At 68.6% G+C, this 18321-nt stretch carries 16 protein-coding genes and 1 pseudogene; 2 read left to right on the forward strand and 15 right to left on the reverse strand.

Features of this window, described 5'->3' with window-relative positions; translation table 11 throughout:
- Nucleotides 1-5: 5 nt before the first annotated feature.
- Nucleotides 6-638, reverse strand: a complete 633-nt coding sequence (gene lspA, locus AB0E63_RS15110; RefSeq protein WP_360365669.1) for a signal peptidase II — start codon at nt 636-638, stop codon at nt 6-8.
- Nucleotides 611-1297 carry a TraR/DksA C4-type zinc finger protein gene (locus AB0E63_RS15115; RefSeq protein WP_360365671.1) on the reverse strand — a complete coding sequence of 229 codons (687 nt, stop codon included), beginning with the start codon at nt 1295-1297 and terminating at the stop codon, nt 611-613. The genes lspA and AB0E63_RS15115 overlap by 28 nt, the downstream gene beginning before the upstream one ends.
- Before the next feature lie 528 nt (nt 1298-1825).
- Here AB0E63_RS15115 and ileS point away from each other — a divergent pair.
- Nucleotides 1826-4978, forward strand: a complete 3153-nt coding sequence (ileS, locus tag AB0E63_RS15120; RefSeq protein WP_360365673.1) for an isoleucine--tRNA ligase — start codon at nt 1826-1828, stop codon at nt 4976-4978.
- 1 nt (nt 4979) lies between these two features.
- Here ileS and AB0E63_RS15125 read toward each other — a convergent pair whose 3' ends face one another.
- Complete coding sequence (locus tag AB0E63_RS15125; protein WP_360365675.1) at nt 4980-5456, reverse strand: MarR family transcriptional regulator; 477 nt, start codon at nt 5454-5456, stop codon at nt 4980-4982.
- 47 nt (nt 5457-5503) lie between these two features.
- On the opposite strand from AB0E63_RS15125, the gene AB0E63_RS15130 reads away from it, so the two are divergent.
- Nucleotides 5504-5959: a pyridoxamine 5'-phosphate oxidase family protein gene (locus tag AB0E63_RS15130; protein ID WP_360365677.1), complete on the forward strand. Its 456-nt coding sequence runs from the start codon at nt 5504-5506 to the stop codon at nt 5957-5959.
- 94 nt (nt 5960-6053) lie between these two features.
- Here the strand turns inward: AB0E63_RS15130 and AB0E63_RS15135 are convergent, their stop codons facing one another.
- The 12 genes and pseudogenes from AB0E63_RS15135 to murD form a co-directional block, all read right to left on the reverse strand.
- Nucleotides 6054-6812 carry a DivIVA domain-containing protein gene (locus AB0E63_RS15135; RefSeq protein ID WP_328521776.1) on the reverse strand — a complete coding sequence of 253 codons (759 nt, stop codon included), beginning with the start codon at nt 6810-6812 and terminating at the stop codon, nt 6054-6056.
- A gap of 173 nt (nt 6813-6985) precedes the next feature.
- Nucleotides 6986-7291, reverse strand: coding sequence for a YggT family protein (locus AB0E63_RS15140; RefSeq protein WP_360365678.1), 306 nt, complete (start codon nt 7289-7291; stop codon nt 6986-6988).
- 39 nt (nt 7292-7330) lie between these two features.
- A complete protein-coding gene (gene sepF, locus AB0E63_RS15145; RefSeq protein WP_360365680.1) occupies nt 7331-7897 on the reverse strand; it encodes a cell division protein SepF in 567 nt (188 codons plus the stop codon).
- 71 nt (nt 7898-7968) lie between these two features.
- Entirely contained in the window at nt 7969-8682 is a 714-nt protein-coding gene (locus AB0E63_RS15150) for a YggS family pyridoxal phosphate-dependent enzyme (protein ID WP_360365682.1), read from the reverse strand.
- A complete protein-coding gene (locus AB0E63_RS15155) occupies nt 8679-9410 on the reverse strand; it encodes a polyphenol oxidase family protein (protein WP_360365684.1) in 732 nt (243 codons plus the stop codon). The genes AB0E63_RS15150 and AB0E63_RS15155 overlap by 4 nt, the downstream gene beginning before the upstream one ends.
- A gap of 42 nt (nt 9411-9452) precedes the next feature.
- A complete protein-coding gene (locus AB0E63_RS15160; RefSeq protein WP_360365686.1) occupies nt 9453-10442 on the reverse strand; it encodes a S41 family peptidase in 990 nt (329 codons plus the stop codon).
- Between the two features lie 618 nt (nt 10443-11060).
- Nucleotides 11061-12134, reverse strand: a pseudogene (ftsZ, locus tag AB0E63_RS15165) (cell division protein FtsZ); the annotation flags it as partial.
- 122 nt (nt 12135-12256) lie between these two features.
- Nucleotides 12257-12997, reverse strand: a complete 741-nt coding sequence (locus AB0E63_RS15170; RefSeq protein WP_360365687.1) for an FtsQ-type POTRA domain-containing protein — start codon at nt 12995-12997, stop codon at nt 12257-12259.
- An 18-nt stretch (nt 12998-13015) separates the two neighbouring features.
- Nucleotides 13016-14491 (reverse strand): UDP-N-acetylmuramate--L-alanine ligase, encoded by a 1476-nt coding sequence (gene murC / locus AB0E63_RS15175; RefSeq protein WP_360365689.1) that lies wholly within the window; start codon nt 14489-14491, stop codon nt 13016-13018.
- Complete coding sequence (murG, locus tag AB0E63_RS15180) at nt 14488-15576, reverse strand: undecaprenyldiphospho-muramoylpentapeptide beta-N-acetylglucosaminyltransferase (RefSeq protein WP_360365691.1); 1089 nt, start codon at nt 15574-15576, stop codon at nt 14488-14490. The genes murC and murG overlap by 4 nt, the downstream gene beginning before the upstream one ends.
- 26 nt (nt 15577-15602) lie before the next feature.
- The gene (gene ftsW, locus AB0E63_RS15185) at nt 15603-16847 is read right to left on the reverse strand and encodes a putative lipid II flippase FtsW (RefSeq protein WP_360365692.1); all 1245 of its coding nucleotides are present in this window, start codon (nt 16845-16847) and stop codon (nt 15603-15605) included.
- 14 nt (nt 16848-16861) lie between these two features.
- Complete coding sequence (gene murD / locus AB0E63_RS15190) at nt 16862-18298, reverse strand: UDP-N-acetylmuramoyl-L-alanine--D-glutamate ligase (protein WP_360365694.1); 1437 nt, start codon at nt 18296-18298, stop codon at nt 16862-16864.
- Between the last annotated feature and the right edge of the window lie 23 nt (nt 18299-18321).

Below are 18321 nucleotides of genomic sequence, written 5' to 3' on the forward strand. Positions count from 1 at the left end.
CGAGCTCACTTGCGCTGCTCCCGGGTCCCGTCGAGCTTGATCCCGCGCAGGGTCTGGATCACCAGCAGGATCGCGGCCGACGTGACCGCCATGTCCGCGATGTTGAAGATCGCCCAGTGCGGGGTCTGCAGGAAGTCGACCACGTGCCCGTGGAACGGCGACGGCTCGCGGAAGACCCGGTCGATGATATTGCCGACCGCGCCGCCGAACAGGAGCCCGAACGCGACCGCCCACCCGGCCGACCCGAGCTTGCGGGACAGGTAGATGACGCCGATCGCGACGGTGATCTGCACCGCGCTGATGTACGGCGTGTACCCACTGCCCAGGCTGAACGCGGCGCCCGAGTTCCGGATCAGGTTGAACTTCAGCAGGCTCCCGATCACGTTCACCGGCTCACCCGGCGTCAGATGCTGCAGCGCCAGCGCCTTGGTCAGCTGATCCAGGAACAGGATCAGCAACCCGACGCCGCCGAACAGCAGCATCCACTTCCAGGACCTCGTCGTCGGCGCACCGCCGCCGGGTTCCGGAGACGACGGAGAACCGGCCGACTCGAGGTCGGCCGGTTCCGGTGACTCCGCGTCCCCCACCTGACGGGACGAAGCTGGATCGTTCAGCGGCGTTCTTCGCGTTCTTTGCATGACACGCACAGTGTCGCACGCGGGAACGCCTGCAACCGACCCTTGCCGATCGCGTTGCCGCAGCTCTCGCAGACGCCGTAGGTACCGTCCTCGATCTTGGCCAGCGCGCGCTCGATCTGGTCGAGCATGTCCCGGGCGTTGTTCGCCAGCGACATCTCGTGGTCGCGCTCGAGCGTGGTGGAGCCGACGTCGGCCTGGTCGTTCCCCGCGCCGTCACCGCCGTCGCGGAGCAGGCCGACGATCTCCTGCTCGGCGTCGTGGATCTCCTTCTTCAGGTGCACCACGTCGGCTTCGAGCTCGCCGCGGAGCTCGGCCAGCTCGGCCGCCGTCCACGGGGTCTCGCCGGACTTCACCGTGAGGGTCTCTGCCTTGTGTGCTGCGGACCTGGCCGGCGCCGTTGCCGAGGTCCTGTTCTCGTTCGTCTTCATGGCCACCCTCTTCGTTGTCGCTTGCTTGGCAGGGGTCTTCTTGGCCGGAGCCTTCGCCGCGGTGGTCTTTGAAGTCTTCTTCGCCGCGGGAGTCTTGGTGGCCGGCGAGGTCTTCGCCGGAGCCTTCTTGCGGGCCGTGGTCGCGGCCGGCTCGGTCGTCTTCTTGGCGGCACTCTTCTTGGCCGCGGTGGTGCGTTGGGGGGCGGTCTTCTTGGGAGCCGATGAAGCCATGGTCAGCTACCCCCTGCCTTAGTCGGAGACTGAAGCGGACTGGTCGCAAGACAGTAGGCCACGTGGTTCCCACGTGCCAGTCCGACGCGCAGACCGTGGACATACGGTAGTCGGTTCTTCAAGGCCACTCGATGTTCCGCGCGTCACAGCCACGTCTCAGTGGCTACGTTGAGTCACCCCAACGTTTCAGTCGGCCAGCCATCTTCCTCCCCCTTCGCCGGCAACCACGTGTTCCGGCAGATTCTCGTCCCTGGCGGTCCCGGCTGACCAGCGATTAACGATTCGTAGTTGCCTGGTACGACGCCGTACACTGACAACCGCGATCCGCAAGGCTTTGATGGGGCCATCACCCCGGAGCCGCCGGAAGAAAAGTCCGCAAGGACCTATTAGAACCGGCAGCGACGCGAGAAGGAAGTGGGTGACCGCACTCAGGGTCACCAAGGAGGGTGGTACCGCGCGGTAACGGGCAAATGTGTCCGGTGCTTCGTCCCTCGTCAGCAGGTCACTGGCGACGAAGGACGACGGAAGATGGCGGCACAGAGCCCGAACACTCCCTGGCGGCAGGTTCCTGCCCAGGTCGACTTCCCCGCACTCGAGCGGGAGGTGCTCACCCTCTGGGACGAGCACGACACGTTCACCAAGAGCCTCGAGCAGTCCGCCGGCGGGCAGCCGTGGACGTTCTTCGAGGGCCCGCCGACCGCGAACGGCATGCCCGGCACCCACCACATCGAGGCGCGCGTCTTCAAGGACGTCTTCCCGCGCTACCGGACCATGAAGGGCTTCTGGGTCGAGCGCAAGGCCGGCTGGGACTGCCATGGCCTGCCCGTCGAGGTCGCGGTGGAGAAGGAGCTCGGCTTCAACGGCAAGAACGACATCGAGGCGTACGGCATCGCCGAGTTCAACGCCAAGTGCCGTGCGTCGGTGCTGCGGCATGTGGACGCGTTCAACGAGCTCACGGTCCGGATGGGCTACTGGGTCGACCTCGAGCGCCCGTACCGGACCATGGACCCTGAGTACGTCCAGTCCGTCTGGTGGTCGCTCAAGCAGGTCCACGACAAGGGACTGCTGGTCGAGGACTACCGCATCACGCCGTACTGCCCGCGCTGTGGCACCGGACTGTCCGACCATGAGCTCGCCCAGGGCTACGAGACGGTCGTCGACCCCTCGGTGTACGTGCGCTTCCCGCTGACGTCAGGCCCGTTGGCCGGTCAGGCGTCGCTCCTGGTCTGGACCACGACTCCTTGGACACTCGTTTCAAACACCGCGGTCGCAGTGCACCCGGATGTCCAGTACGTCGTCGCCACCGACGGCAACGAGTCCCTGGTCGTGGCGGAGCCGCTACTGGACAGGCTCGGCGAGGGCTGGACGGTGACCGGTCAGTACGGCGGCCGCGAGATGGAGCGGTGGACCTACCAGCGGCCGTTCGAGCTGGTGGAGTTCACCGAGCCGGCGCACTACGTCGTACTCGCGGACTACGTCACCACCGAGGACGGCACCGGTCTGGTGCACCAGTCCCCCGCGTTCGGTGCGGACGACCTCGCGGTGAGCCGCGCGTACAACCTGCCGGTGGTGAACCCGGTGGACGCCAGCGGTCACTTCAACGCCGACGTGCCGCTGGTCGGCGGGCAGTTCTTCAAGAAGGCCGACGAGGACCTGGTCAAGGACCTGGACGAGCGCGGCATCCTGTTCAAGCACGTGCCGTACGAGCACCCGTACCCGCACTGCTGGCGCTGCCACACCCCGGTCATGTACTACGCCCTCCCGTCCTGGTACATCCGCACCACACAGGTGAAGGACGCCCTGCTCCGGGAGAACGAGAAGACCAACTGGTACCCGGACTCGGTCAAGTGGGGCCGGTACGGCGACTGGCTGCGCAACAACATCGACTGGGCAGTCTCGCGCTCGCGCTACTGGGGTACGCCGCTGCCGATCTGGCGCTGCGAGGACGACCACCAGGTCTGCGTGGGTTCGCTGGCCGAGCTCGGTGACCTGGCCGGACGGGAGCTGAGCGAGACCGACCCGCACCGGCCGTACGTCGACGACATCACCTTCGCCTGCCCGACCTGTGGTGGCGAGGCTCGCCGCGTGCCCGAGGTGATCGACGCCTGGTACGACTCGGGCGCGATGCCGTTCGCGCAGTGGGGCTACCCGTGGGCGGAGGGGTCGAAGGAGAAGTTCGAGCAGACGTACCCGGCCGACTTCATCTCCGAGGCGATCGACCAGACCCGTGGCTGGTTCTACACGCTGATGGCGATCGGCACGCTGGTCTTCGACGAGTCGTCGTACCGCAACGTCGTCTGCCTCGGGCACATCCTGGCCGAGGACGGCCGGAAGATGTCCAAGCACCTGGGCAACATCCTCGAGCCGATCCCGCTGATGGACGACCACAGCGCGGACGCGGTGCGCTGGTTCATGGCCGCGTCCGGCTCACCGTGGAAGGCGCGTGGCATCGGCCCGAACGTGCTGAACGAGATCGTCCGGAAGGTGCTGCTCACCTACTGGAACACGGTCGCGTTCCACGCCCTGTACGCACGGCTGGCCGACTGGTCACCCACCGACGCCCCCGCGGTCGCGGATCGCTCGGTGCTGGACCGCTGGCTGGTCAGCGAGACGCACCGGCTGGTCCGGGACACCGACGAGGCGTACGCCGCCTACGACACGCAGCGGCTCGGCCTGCTGGTCAACTCGTTCGTCGACGTGCTCTCGAACTGGTACGTACGGCGGTCCCGCCGCCGGTTCTGGTCCGGTGACGCCGGCGCGCTGGCGACGCTGCACGAGACGCTCGACGTGCTGACCCGGGTGATGGCGCCGCTGATGCCGTTCGTCACCGAGCGGGTCTGGCAGGACGTGTTCCGCCCGGTCACGCCCGGCCTGCCGGAGTCGGTCCACCTCAGCGCGTTCCCGACGTACGACGAGACGCTGATCGACGACGTACTCGCGCAGCACGTGTCGATGGCCCGGCGCGTCGTCGAGCTCGGCCGGTCGGCACGGGCCGAGGCGAAGGTGCGGACGCGTCAGCCGCTGTCCCGCGCCCTGGTCGGGTCCGCGGCGATCGCGGACCTGTCGCCCGAACTGCTGCGGGAGATCGCCGAGGAGCTCAACGTGGGCGCGGTCGAGCCACTGTCCGCGGCGGGCGCGGATCTGGTCGAGTTCTCTGCCAAGGGCAACTTCCGCGAGCTCGGCAAGCGATTCGCCAAGCAGACGCCGGTGGTCGCGGCCGCGATCGCCGCCGCCGACGCCGGTGCGCTCGCGGTCGAGCTGAAGGAAACCGGGACGGCGAGTGTCGTCGTCGACGGCGAGGACGTCCGCGTCGGCGAGGCCGAGGTGCTGCTGTCCGAGCGGCCGAAGGAAGGCTGGTCGGTGGTGAACGAGCAGGGCGAGACCGTTGCTCTCGACCTCGAGGTCACCCCGGAGCTCAAGCAGGCCGGCCTGGCCCGCGAGGTGGTCCGGACGCTGCAGGAGGCCCGGAAGAATGCCGGTCTCGAGGTGTCGGACCGGATCAAGGTCTGGCTCACCTCGACCGACACCGAACTGACCGATGCCCTGGGCAAGCACGCCGACGAGATCGCCCGCGAGGTCCTGGCCGTCGAGCTGACCCAGTCGGCGCCTTCGGAGTCCGCCGACGTTGCCACCAGCACCGAAGAGGACCTGCAGCTGACCTACTGGCTGACTCGAGCCTGAGTCAGCGCGGCGGTCGTACGGCGCGAGCCCGCAACGCCGGGCTCGCGCCGAGCCGGTTGATCACGTCGACCAGCAGCAGTCGCGCCACCTCGACCCGATCGTCGCCCAAAGCGTGGCGAAGCTCCGCATCCAGCACGGCCCGGTGTTTGCGCGCCGCCGCGATCACCGCGTCACCACGGGCGGTCAGCACCACCTGCCGGGCGCGTGCATCGGCGGGATCCGGCCGGCGGCTGAGATAGCCGCGCTTCTCCAGATCGGCGACCGACTTCGAGGCCGCCTGCTGGGTGACGCCGAGACGCTCGGCCAGTGTGCTGATGGTCACCGGTCCACCGACCAGATGCTGGAACACCACCCCGTCGGCGAAGCGTGCATCCTCGAAACCCTCCCCGGCGAGCCGCCGCTGGATCTCGTCGGCCAGCGCCCAGCCGGTGAACAGCGACGCCAGGGACAGGTCGGCTCCAGCGGGATCGAACTCCATGGGCGTGAACTATACAACCTTGGTTGTGCATCGGTTAATCTACAACCATGGTTGTGCAAAAAGAGTTCGTCGAGAGAGCGCACCGGATCGTCTGGTGCGCGGTGGCAACGGTCGGACCGGACAACCGGCCCCGATCCCGGATCCTGCACCCGCTCTGGGAGCTGAACACAGAGCTGGTCGGCTGGATCGTGACGCGGGCGACGCCGGTGAAGGTCCGGCACCTGGCGTACAGCCCGTACCTGACCTGCAGCTACTGGGAACCCGGTCACGAGGTCGCCGTCGCGGACTGCCACGCGGAGTGGGTCGGCGATGCGGCGACCCGGCAACGAGTGTGGGAGCTGTACCGCGACGCCCCCGCAGCACTCGGCTACGACTTCTGGAGTGTTTTCCCCGTTGGACCGGCCGGGGAATCACCTTCACTCCTGCGGCTTACGCCGTACCGCTTGCGGCTCACTGATGTGGAAACGCTCAGTGGCCGGAAGCAACCTCTCGCCTGGCCCTGACACCGTGTCACCACCAACGGACGGTGCGTCAAAGGGGTCCGGACATGACGAAGAGGCGGTGCCGCCGGAAAGCACCGCCTCTTGTCAGAGGTTTTTAGACGCCGTGACCGTGCGCCTGCGCGCGGGCCTCGGGACGGAACCCGTTCCGCGGGCTGAGCGTGTCGTCGCCGTTGCCCAGCGCCTTGAGCTGCTCGGTGAAGTACGTCTTCAGCCGGCTGCGGTACTCGCGCTCGTAGGCGTGCAGGTCGTCGATCGTGCGCTCCAGCTGGCCCTTCTGCTTCTCCAGCGTGCCCAGCATCTGGGCGCGGCGCTCGGCGATCTCGCCGTCCAGCTTCTCGGCGCGGGCACGAGCCTCGCCGGTCATCCGGTCGGCCTTGCCGCGAGCCTCGTTCTCCAGCCGCTCGGCCTTGGCGCGGGCCTCGCCGATGATCTTGTCGGCGGTGTCCTTCGCCTCCTGGACCAGGTCGTCGGAGTGCTTGGTAGCCATCTCCAGCAGCCGCACGGCGGAGCTGGAAGCGTCCCCGACGGTACCTGCTGCCGCAGCAGCCCCCGCGGCCGCTACAGCGGGCACCACGGGCGGCTTCTCTTCCGGCTTCTCGACCACGACCGGGGGCTTCGGCTGCTGCACGACGGGCGGCAGCGCGGCGGTCTGGTCGACCGGCCGTTCCTGACCGGCACCCGCGCGCTGAGCCGCCGCGAGCTTGGCCCGCAGCTCCTCGTTCTCGGCGAGAAGTCGCTCGAGCTCGGCTTCGACCTCGTCGAGGAAGGAGTCGACCTCAGTGACGTCGTAGCCCTCCCGTAGTCGGACGGGCGTGAATTGCTTCGAGCGGACGTCATCCGGCGTCAGCGGCATCTTTCACCTCGTTTGTCTGTGTCTTGGCGGAGTCCCCGTGGCCTTCACCTCGGCGACTCAGTAGATCACGTTATCGCTTCGTTGTCTTAGAACGGAATCCGGGCGGGCGACAACGCCCGGAGTTCCCCATTTCGAGACTGACTCTACCTACCCGGTCCGTGACGTCCTCACCCTCACAGTGAGCGCAAAGCGGTCGAGTTGATGGACATCGCCACCGACACGATCACGAAGAGCATCAGCATGGACAGGTCGATCCGCACCCCGCCGGCCCCGATCGGGGGCAGGATGCGGCGCAGCGGCCGCAGGAACGGATCGGTGATCGAGTAGATCATCTCGAAGAAGAGCAGCAACGGCCCCTTCGGGTGCCACTGCGGCGCGAACATGACGATCAGACTGAGCACGAACCGCGCCACCAGCACGAGGAAGAAGGCGAGCAGCACCCAGCTGAGAACACTGAGGACGAGCGCTAGAGCAACCATGTCGTCAATGAGTGTAGAAGACAGCGGAAGGCAGAGCGATCAGCTCTGGTTGTAGAACCCGTCCGCTGCGATCTTCTCCTTCTCCTCGGCGGCGACAGTCACGTTCGGCGGGCAGACCAGGAAGACCTTCGTGGTGATCCGTTCGATCGATCCACGGCAGCAGAAGATCAGCCCGGCGGCGAAGTCGACCAGCCGCTTGGCGTCGGCATGGTCCATCTCGGTCAGGTTCATGATGACGGGCGTCCCGTCGCGGAAGTGCTCACCGATGACTCGCGCCTCGTTGTAGCTGCGCGGGTGCACGGTGGTGATGCGGGCCAACTCGGTAACCTCCGGTGACGGTGCGACACCACGTCGATCTGGAAACTTGCTGACCGTCGCGCCCTGCTCCTCGCGACCTGAGTTCGTCGACGACTCGGTGCGCGATTCACGGGTCTCGCGACTCTCCCGGCCGGCGGGCACCGGCTCGGGCTCGTGGGACTCCCCGTCGACGGCTTCGTCGTCGAACTCTTCGTAGTCGTCGTACTCGTCGTCGTACCGCGCGTTGTAGCGCTCCCCGTCCTCGACCAAGCCGAGGTAGACACCCATCTTGCGCAGCGCGCCGCTCATGGCCCTCCGACCCCTCGATCCGGTTTCGACGACAACGGTGAGCAGGAAGCAAAACCTGCTCGATGTCGACACTAACCGAGTGGAGGACGCGTACCGAGTAAGGCGCGCCCGAGCCGCACGTGTGTCGCCCCGTGCCTGATCGCCGCCTCCAGATCCCCGGTCATTCCGGCCGAGATCCAGTCGGCGCCGGGGTGTTCGGAGCGTAGTCGGGAGGCTACGTCGTGCAGGCCGGCGAAGGCTTCGCCGGGGTCCGATCCGAGCGGTGCTACCGCCATCACCCCGCCGAGCTCGAGCCCGTCCGCCGCGGCAACGTCCGCGGCCAGCTCCAGTACGGCGTCCGGTTCGACACCACCGCGTGCGGCGCCGGTCGCGGCATCCGTGGATCCGTACGACGCGAGGCTCACCTGGAGGAGGCAGCGAAGCGTCTTCTCCTCCGCGACCGCGGCCTTGGACAGCGCGGCGACCAGCGACGACCGGTCGACCGAATGCACGACCGCCGCCGAGCGGACCACCGAGCGAGCCTTCTTCGACTGCAGCTGACCGACGAAGTGCCAGGTGAGGTCCGGGCAGTCCGGGGCCTTCGCCTTGAGTTCCTGCTCGCGGTTCTCGCCGACGTCGTGAACCCCGAAGGCCGCCAGCGCCCGCACGTCGCTGACTGGGAAGGTTTTGGTGATCGCGACAAGGGTGACCTCGTCCGGAGCTCTCCCGGCCGCCTGACAGGCCTTCTCGATCCGCTCCCGGACCAGCCGCAGATTCGCCCGCAGCTCCTCCTCGCGTGCGCTCATCCTGCGGCCAGCTTGATCAGCCCGGCCTGCCGGCCACTGACCTTGCCTTCGCGCCGATAGGAGTAGAGGCTGTCCGACTCGATCGTGCAGGCGGTCCTATCGATCACCTCGACCCCCAGCTCGGCGAGTTGTGCCGTCACCCCAGCGGCCACGTCCAGCGCCGGCGTCCCCCAACTCGTCTCGGAGTACGACGCGGGCACGCGCTCGACGATCTCGGCCCGCATCTGCTCCGGCACCTCGTAGCACTTGCCGCAGGCGTACGGCCCGAGGACAGCGGTGATCCGGGAGGCGCCGAGCTCACGCATCGCTTCGACGGTTGCCGGCACGACGCCGAGGTACATCCCCGGCCGTCCGGAGTGTGCGGCACCGATGACGCCGTTCACCGGGTCGGCGAGCAGGACGGGCAGGCAGTCGGCGGCCCGAACCGCCAGCACGATGTCGGACCGGGTGGTGACGATCGCGTCCGCGGTGGGTGTCGGGGCGAGCGGCAGCTCGTCAGCGGGGGCGACCACATGAACGTCGCGGCCATGGACCTGGCTGACCCTGACGACGGCCTCCGGCGGGACTCCGAAGGCGGCGCCGACGCGGCGGAAGTTCTCGCCGATCAACGCGGGGTCCTCACCGGCTCCGCCGAGGTTCAGTTCGCCGTACGGCGCCTTGCTCGTCCCCCCGAAGCGATCGGTGAAGGCGAAGCGGACATCCTCGAGAACCTCGTCGTAGCCGAACACACCTGAAGGCTATCCAGCCGGGTCAGCACAGGCCGGACCGGCTCAGCTGGTGGGAGTCGCGCGCAGCCCGGCGAGCGCCGTCCGCGCCTCCTCGGCGACTTCGCGGCGCCCGTCGCCGTCCCCCAGGCCGACGACGTGATCCAGTGCGTGACCGTAGGCCACCGCGAACGCCGTCTCGGCCGCCACCTCCAGATCAGGCGTGATCCCGGTGCCTTCCCAGTTCGTCCCGGACACCGGATTGACCGCCCGTGCGATCGGAACGGTGGCTTCGAGGTGCCGGTGGACCGTGAATCCTTCGCGCGGGTGGGCACCACCCCGCGTGCGTTCACCGACCACGACAGCACGCTTGAGCTGCTGCAGGTTGTAGGTCAGCTCCTCGGCCGCCGAGAAGGTGGTCGCCGACGTCAGCACCCAGATCGGTTTGCTGCCGCCGAACCGGGGGCCGACCAGCTGCGGCACAGTCCAGTACTGGCGGACTGTCCCGTCGGACGGCGTGACCAGGTCGTTCAGGTGGACCGGCTCGTCCTCGAACAAGTAGCTGCACAGCAGCGCGACCATGTCCGGCGAACCACCCCGGCAACCGCGCAGATCCAGCAGCAACGCGTCGGTCGCCCACAGCATCGCCATCGCCCCGGCCGCCGCGGCTCCCGCGTGCTTCGGCTCGAAGAGCGTCGGCCGGATCTCGAGTACGCCGACATTGCCGGCCAGCCGCTCCGCTCGCGCCATCCCGGCCGCGTTCAGCTCGACCCGCCGTACCCAGGCCGCCTTCTCGGCGACCGGGTCGGCGCCCTCGTCGAACAGTTCGTCGACGTGGTGGAGCAGCCGCAGGTGCTTGTCGTCGTTGCCGACCTGGAGATCGGCGGTCATGCGTTCGGCCAGCTCCACCGGCTCGGTCAGGTCGTCGTACCGGCCGACCGACCCGGCCGCGGTCAGCCGGTCGGCGACCGCCGCACCGACCTCGGGGAACACATAGTGGGTCCGGACCAGCGAGGCGACCTGGTCGATGACTGCGGCGATCTCGTCTTTGCGCATGGCGGTCAGTGAAGCACCGCCATGGTCTGCCGTCGCCCGAATTAGTTACTTGAGGAAGTCGGGGATGTCGAGGTCTTCTTCGGGCTCGGGCTTGCGGGGCGGGCGGGTCGGGGTGGAGCCGGTCGACGGGTTGGACCCGGAGGCCGAGCTGCCGTTCGAACCCGCGCTGCTCGGGCCGTTCGTGGGCCAGGAGTGCTGGGTGGCCGGCGCGGTCGGTGAGGCCGGCGTGTGCGGTGCCGGCTGCGTCGACTGCTGGCCCGACTGGACCGTGCGGACCGGGTCGCCGGGCTGCGGCCGGGCCGAGTTGGTCGTCCCCGCACCCGGACGGCCCTCCGTCGACGCAGGCACCGGGACGGTGTCGTCGGTCGGCGTCGGCGGGTTGGTGAACTGTCCGGATCCTGCCTGCCCGTTCGAGGACTGACCGGCCGCGGCACCCGGCTGACCACCGATGGCCTGGCCGGCGCCGGGCTGACCGCTCGCGGACTGGGTTGCGCCGGCGGCGAACTGGCCGTCGGCAGGCTGACCCACGGGCGGCTGACCGGTCGCGGGCTGCGCGGCCTGCTGGCCGTTCTGGGTTCCCCCCGGCGCGCTCGACGCCGGCGCCGAGTACGACTGCTGGGCCGGCCGGGACGTCTGCGGGCGGGCCTGGTTCATCGCCTGCTCGCGCCGCTTCGGCATCCCGCCGTCGAAGCCGGCCGCGATCACGGTGACCCGCACCTCGTCGCCGAGGGCGTCGTCGATGACCGCGCCGAAGATGATGTTCGCGTCGGTGTGCGCGGACTCCGAGACCAGCTGGGCCGCCTCGTTGATCTCGAACAGGCCCAGGTCGGAACCGCCCGCGATCGACAGCAGCACGCCGTGCGCACCCTCGATACTTGCCTCAAGCAACGGAGACGAGATGGCCGCCTCGGCCGCCGCCACCGCGCGGTCCTCGCCGCGGGACGAGCCGATGCCCATCAGCGCCGAGCCGGCGTTCGACATGACCGCCTTGACGTCGGCGAAGTCCACGTTGATCAGACCGGGCGTGGTGATCAGGTCGGTGATACCGGACACACCTTGCAGCAGCACCTGGTCGGCCTGCTTGAACGCGTCCAACACGGACACGGCGCGGTCGGAGATGGTCAGCAGGCGGTCATTCGGGATGACGATCAGGGTGTCGACTTCCTCACGGAGGGCGGCGATACCGTCCTCCGCCTGGGTCGCACGGCGCTTGCCCTCGAACGAGAACGGCCGGGTCACCACACCGATGGTCAGCGCACCGAGCGAGCGCGCGATCCGGGACACCACCGGCGCGCCACCGGTGCCGGTGCCGCCACCCTCGCCCGCGGTGACGAAGACCATGTCGGCGCCCTTGAGCGCCTCCTCGATCTCCTCCGCGTGGTCCTCGGCGGCCTTCTGCCCGATCGCCGGGTTCGCGCCGGCGCCGAGGCCGCGGGTCTCCTCCCGGCCGATGTCGAGCTTGACGTCCGCGTCGCTCATCAGCAGCGCCTGCGCGTCGGTGTTGATGGCGATGAACTCAACGCCCTTCAGACCGTGCTCGATCATCCGGTTGACGGCGTTCACGCCGCCTCCGCCGATGCCGACGACCTTGATGAGTGCCAGGTAGTTCTGCGGTGCCGCCACGTCCGCGCCTCTCGCCTCGTTCTGTTCCCGTTGTGGCCGGTTGGCCCCTGTTCCAGCGAAAAGTTCCAGCGAAAAGACTGAACCTCAAGTGGATGCTTAGAGTTATGTCAACTTTAGATTACGCCGCACGCTACGGGACCGGTTCGGGCGATGTCCACGCGCCTCGCCGCACACCCCCGTGATGTGATCCGTCATCGCTTTTCCCCTTTGGTGACAGGGAGATCGGGCGCCGAGACGTCGTACACCTTCGCCTGGCGCTTCATCAGCACGCTGAGTACCTCCGCCTTGCGCTCGCTGTCATCGGAACTGCCCCAAACGACCTTCACCCCGGACGACAGGTTCAGGGTGATCGAGTCCGGCGACAGTGCCGAGATCGAGCTCACCTGCGCCCGCAACGTGTCCGGCAGCGCCGCCGAAACCGTCACCAGCGACCGGACAGTGACGTCGCGCCGGGTGCCGGACACCTTGGCCTCCGGTAGCCCGGCCGGCCGGTCGGGCACCGTCTTGAACGTCGTACCGGTCGCGTCCACCAGCTCGAACCGCGAGCCGTCAGTGACCACGACCACCGGTACCCGCTCGGTAACCACGATCACGATCTTGTTCGGCCAGGCGCGGGTCACCTGCGCGTCCGCGACCGCCGGAATGGTCCGGACCCGGTCCGCGATCGAACGCAGGTCGACCTTCGCCAGCGGAGTACCCACCGGCGCCGCCGCCTCCTGCTCGATCGTTGCCACCGGCACCGTATCCGCACCGCTCACCCGGACCCCGGCCACCGCGAAGGCGGACGAGTAGTAGAACAGCCAGACGATCAACCCGGCCAGCACGGCCAGCGCGCCGCCGATCGCCCACGGAAGCCAACTCCGCCAGCGCACCAGCCGTTGCCGGCGCGCGAACCGCTGCTGTGCCCGAGCCAGATCAGCGCTCTGGCTCATTCAGTCAACCCCACCCTTTTACTCCACCACAGGAGCGAGGGCCTCTTGCGCAGACTCGCGGGCGGCGGCGCGTTCGGCCAGCAAACCAACGACTTCCGGGCCGATCAGGGTCACGTCGCCGGCGCCCAGCGTCACCACCAGGTCGCCCGACTCGGCCAGGTCCGCGACCAGTTGCGGTACGGCGGACCACGACGGCTCGAACCGCACCTGCTCAGGCTTCAGCGGCACGTGGTTCGCGATTAGGGCACCGGTCACACCAGGCTCCGGGTCCTCCCGGGCGGCGAACACGTCCATCACGACGACCTCGTCGGCCAGCGCGAGCGCATCGGAGAACTGGGTGGCGAAGATCCTGGTCCGGCTGAACAGGTGCGGCTGGAAGCACGCGATCACGCGCCCCTCCCCCGCGACCTGCCGCGCCGCCGTCAGGTCCACGGCCAGCTCGGTCGGGTGGTGGGCGTACGAGTCGAACACCCGCACGCCGTCCTCGAGCCCCTTGAACTCGAACCGCCGCCCGGTGCCGGTGAACGACGCCAGCCCCTCGGCCAGATCAGCCGCCGAGAACCCGAGCCCGAGCCCGACGGTCAACGCCGCCGACGCGTTCAGCGCGTTGTGCTTACCCGCTTGCTGCAGCTGCACCATCGGCAGCTTGCGCCCGCGGTACACCGGTACGAACGACTGCGTCGCCCCGGTCGCCGTGATCTCGGTGACCCGCAGGTCCGCGTCCTCCGACTCGCCGTACGTCCGTACGTCGATGCCGCGCGCGCGAGCGAACTCGGCCAGCTTCCGCGCCCCGGCATCGTCGTAGCAGATCGCCATGAAGCCGTTCGGGATCACCCGGTCGCAGAACTGCTCGAAGGCGAGCCGGTAGCTGGCCTCGTCGCCGTAGTTGTCCAGGTGATCCGGCTCGACCGATGTGACGATCGACACCTCGGGCGTGTAGGTCAGGAACGACTTGTCCGACTCGTCCGCCTCGGCGACGAACAGGTCACCGGTGCCGTCGTGGGCGTTCGAGCCCGACTCGTTCAGGTTGCCGCCGATCGCGTACGACGGATCGACCGCACAGTGCTGCAGTGCCACGGTCAGCATCGAGGTCGTGGTGGTCTTGCCGTGCGTACCGGCTACCGCCAGCGTGCGGCGGCCGACCATCACCGAGGCGAGCGCGGCGGCCCGCGGCAGGATCGGGATCCCGGCGGCCCGGGCGGCGACCACCTCGGGGTTCGTCTCGCGGATCGCGGTCGACACCACCACGGTGTCGACGTCGGCGACATGCTCTGCGGCGTGACCGACCCAGCAAGTGGCACCGAGCGCGCGCAGCGCGGCCAGCACCTTGCCGTCCTTGGCGTCGGAACCGGACACCTCGATGCCACGAGACGCCATGATCCTGGCGATGCCGGACATGCCGGCGCCGCCGATACCGATGAAGTGCACTCTGCCCAGCTTCTCGGCGGGGTAGATCGTGGCGTCAGGACCAAAATTCTTTACTTCGACGATCACGAAGCAGACCTCACCACATCCAGGATGATCCGCGCCAATCGCTCGTCGGCGTCGGTCCGGATCAAGCCCTTCGCTGCTGTGGACATGGCTGTCAGACGCGCGGAGTCGAGCAGAAGTTGCGGAACATTCGCCCGAACCCAGTCAGCGGTCACCGTCGCGTTGTCCACCAGCAGGCCGCCGCCCGCATCCACCACCGGCTTGGCGTTCAGGGCTTGCTCACCGTTACCGTGCGGCAGCGGAACGTAGATCGCCGGCAGTCCGACGCCCGACACCTCCGTCACGGTGTTCGCACCCGACCGGCACACGACGAGGTCGGCGGCGGCGTACGCGAGGTCCATCCGGTCCACGTAGTTCAGCACCACGTACGGCAGCGGGCCGGCCGACGGGACCTCGAGGGTGTTCTTCGGCCCGATCACGTGCAGCACCTGGATCCCGGCCGCCTGCAGGTCGGCGGCCGCGCCCGCGATCGCCTCGTTCAGCCGCTGCGCGCCCTGCGAACCGCCGGTCACCATCAGCGTCGGCGCGTTCGGGTCCAGCCCGAAGAACTGCCGCGCCTCGGCCCGCAGCGCGGCCCGGTCCAGCTGGGAGATGGCGCGCCGGATCGGCAGGCCGACGTACTCGGCATGTGGCAGCTCCGTGCCGGGGAACGACGTCTTGACGTGCTGCGTGCAGTAGCGGGCGGCGAACTTGTTCGCGATCCCCGGCACCGCGTTGCCCTCGTGCACGACGATCGGGGTCTTCTTGCGCCAGGCGGCGACGTACGCGGGGGTCGAGACGTAGCCCCCGAAGCCGACCAGGACATCGGCCTTGGCCTCGTCCAGGACCCGGCGGGCCGCGCTCACCGAGGCGAGCATCTTGCCCGGTACGGCGAACAGCGCCGGCGTGGGCTTGCGCGGCAGCGGCACCGGCGGGATCAGCTCGAGGCGGTAACCGGCCTCCGGGACGACCCGGGTCTCGAGGCCGCGCTCGGTGCCGAGCGCGAGGATCTCGACGGTCGGGTCGAGCCGGCGCAAGGCGTCGGCGGTGGCGATCAGGGGTGAGGTGTGGCCGGCGCTACCGCCACCGGCCAGGACGATGCTGGGCACAGCTTTCAACGCTCCCGCGGGTTGTCTCAGTCGTTCGTTCGCCGCGACGGCAACCACCCGAAACGTGGCCGCCTGGTCTCCTTCAGGGCAGCCTGCGCGCCGGGTTCGGCCTTCGCGAAGGACAGCAGCATGCCGACCGCGATCAGCGTCGGCAGCAATGCGGAACCACCGTACGACAAAAGCGGGAGCGGGATACCCACGATGGGTAGCAGTCCGATCACGGCACCCAGGTTGACCAGGGTCTGCGCCATGATCCAGATCGTGATCCCGGCCGCCGCGTAGCGGACGAACGGCTCGGTGTTCCGCGTCGCGATCCGCACCCCGGCGTAGGCCAGCGTGAGGAACAGGGCGAGCACGGTGAGCGAGCCGACCAGGCCGAGCTCCTCACCGATCACGGAGAAGATGAAGTCGGTGTGCGCCTCCGGCAGGTTGCCCCACTTCTGCCGGCTGTTGCCGATCCCGACGCCCCACCAGCCGCCGGTCGACAGTGCGTAGAACGAGTGGTACGCCTGCCAGCCGACCGCGGTCGGGTCCTGGAACGGGTCCAGGAACGACGTCACCCGCTCCATCCGGTACTTCTCCGCGTTGACGAAGTACGACGCGATCGCACCGACCACACCGATGGTCGCGATGAACAGCCGCGTCGGTGCGCCGACGATCCAGATCATGCCGATCATCACGGCCATCAGGACGAGCGCCGTACCGAGGTCGTGCTGGCCGACCACCAGGGCGATCACCAGACCGCACACCGGCACCATCGGGACCAGCAGGTGCTTCCACTGGGTGAGCAGCTTCTCCTTCCGCGCGTACAGATCCGCGCACCACATCACCAGCGCCAGCTTGGCGAACTCACTCGGCTGGATCTGCAGCGGTCCACCGAGGTTCAGCCAGTTGGTGTTGCCGTTCACGCCGACGCCGAGTCCCGGGACGTACGTCAGCACGAGCAGAAACACCGAGCCGAGCAGAGCGACGTACGACAGCATGCGGAAGTGCCGTGGCGTCATCCGGGACGCGACGTAGGCCATCGGCAGCCCGACGCCGACCCAGATCAGCTGGCGAATGAAGATCGTGTAGCTGTTCCCGTTCGCGCGCAGCGACAGCACGCTGGACGCCGACAGCACCATCAGCAGCCCGAGCACCAGCAGCAGACCGGTTGCCCCGAGCAAGATGTGGTACGACGTCAACGGCCGGTCGAGGATCTCCCGGATGGCCACGAGCCACGCACGGTCATCGGTCTTCTTCTGGTCCGGCTGGTCAGCGATCGACGTCACGCGATCACCCCGGATCAGTTCGCGAGCCGCTGCACGGCTTCGGCGAAGGCGTCCCCGCGGGCTCCGTAGTTGGCGAACATGTCCCAGGATGCGCAGCCGGGCGCGAGCAGCACGGTGTCACCCACCTGTGCCAGCTTCGCCGCCTCCCCCACCACGATCTCCATGGCTCCAGTGTCCGTTGACTCGATCACGATCCTCGGGACATCCGGTGCGTGTCGCTCGAGTGCTTCGGCGATGACAGCCTTGTCCTGACCGAGCAGGACGACGGCCCGTAACCGTTCGCGCGCCGCGATCACCAGCTCGTCGAACGTCGCGCCCTTGGCCTGGCCGCCGGCGATCCACACCACGTGCTCGTACGCGAGCAGCGAGGCCTGTGCGGCATGCGGGTTGGTCGCCTTCGAGTCGTCGACATAGTTGACCCCGGCAACCTCCGCGACGTGCGCGATCCGGTGCTTGTCCGGCCGGAACCCGCGCAGCCCGTCCCGGACCGCCGTCGCCGGTACGCCGAACGCCCGGGCCAGCGCGGCCGCGGCCAACGCGTTCGCCACGTTGTGCGGCGCCGGCGGCGTGACATCGTCGATCGTCGCGAGCTCCAGCGCGGAGGTCGCGCGCTGCTCGACGAACGCCCGGTCGACCAGCAACTCGTCCACCAGGCCGACCATCGACGGACCCGGCGTACCGAGGGTGAAGCCGATCGCGCGGCAGCCCTCGATCACGTCCGCGTCCAGCACCAGTTGCTCGGTCGCGGGGTCGGCCACGTTGTAGACGCAGGCGACCTGGCAGTTCTCGTAGATACGGCCCTTGTCCTTGGCGTACGCCTCCATCGAGCCGTGCCAGTCGACATGGTCCGGTGCGAGGTTCAGTACGGCGGCCGCGTGCGCGGACATCGAGTGCGTGAAGTGCAGCTGGTAGCTGGACAGCTCGACCGCGATCACGTCGTACGGCTCGGGGTCCATGACCACTTCGAGCAACGGCAACCCGACGTTGCCCGCGGCAACGGCCCGGTGACCGGCCGCGGTCAGGATCGCGGTCAGCATCTGCACGGTCGTGGTCTTGCCGTTGGTGCCGGTGATGCACAGCCACGGCGCGGCGTTGGCCGGGTCGCGCAGCCGCCAGGCCAGCTCGATCTCACTCCAGATCGGCACGTCCCGCTCGGCCGCCTGGGCCAGCAGCGGCGCATGCGGCGGTACGCCGGGCGACGTCACGACGACATCGACTTCCTTGGGGAGTTCCGCCGTACTGCCCGGACCAAGGGTGACGGTGGCGCCGAGGACCTCCAGGATCTGCGCCTTCTCGCGGAGCGCCTCGTTGTCCCGGTCGTCCAGGACGATCAGGTGCTCGGCACCGGCCTGCAGCAGCGAGTCGGCGCACGCGTAACCCGCCGTACCGAAGCCCAGCACGACGAACCGCGTCGTCGCCCAGCCGTCCGAGGTGCGTGTCTCCAGTGTCACGGGGCCTCCCGGTCTGGACTGAG

The sequence above is a fragment of the Kribbella sp. NPDC026596 genome, assembly GCF_040638415.1.
Taxonomy (GTDB): domain Bacteria; phylum Actinomycetota; class Actinomycetes; order Propionibacteriales; family Kribbellaceae; genus Kribbella.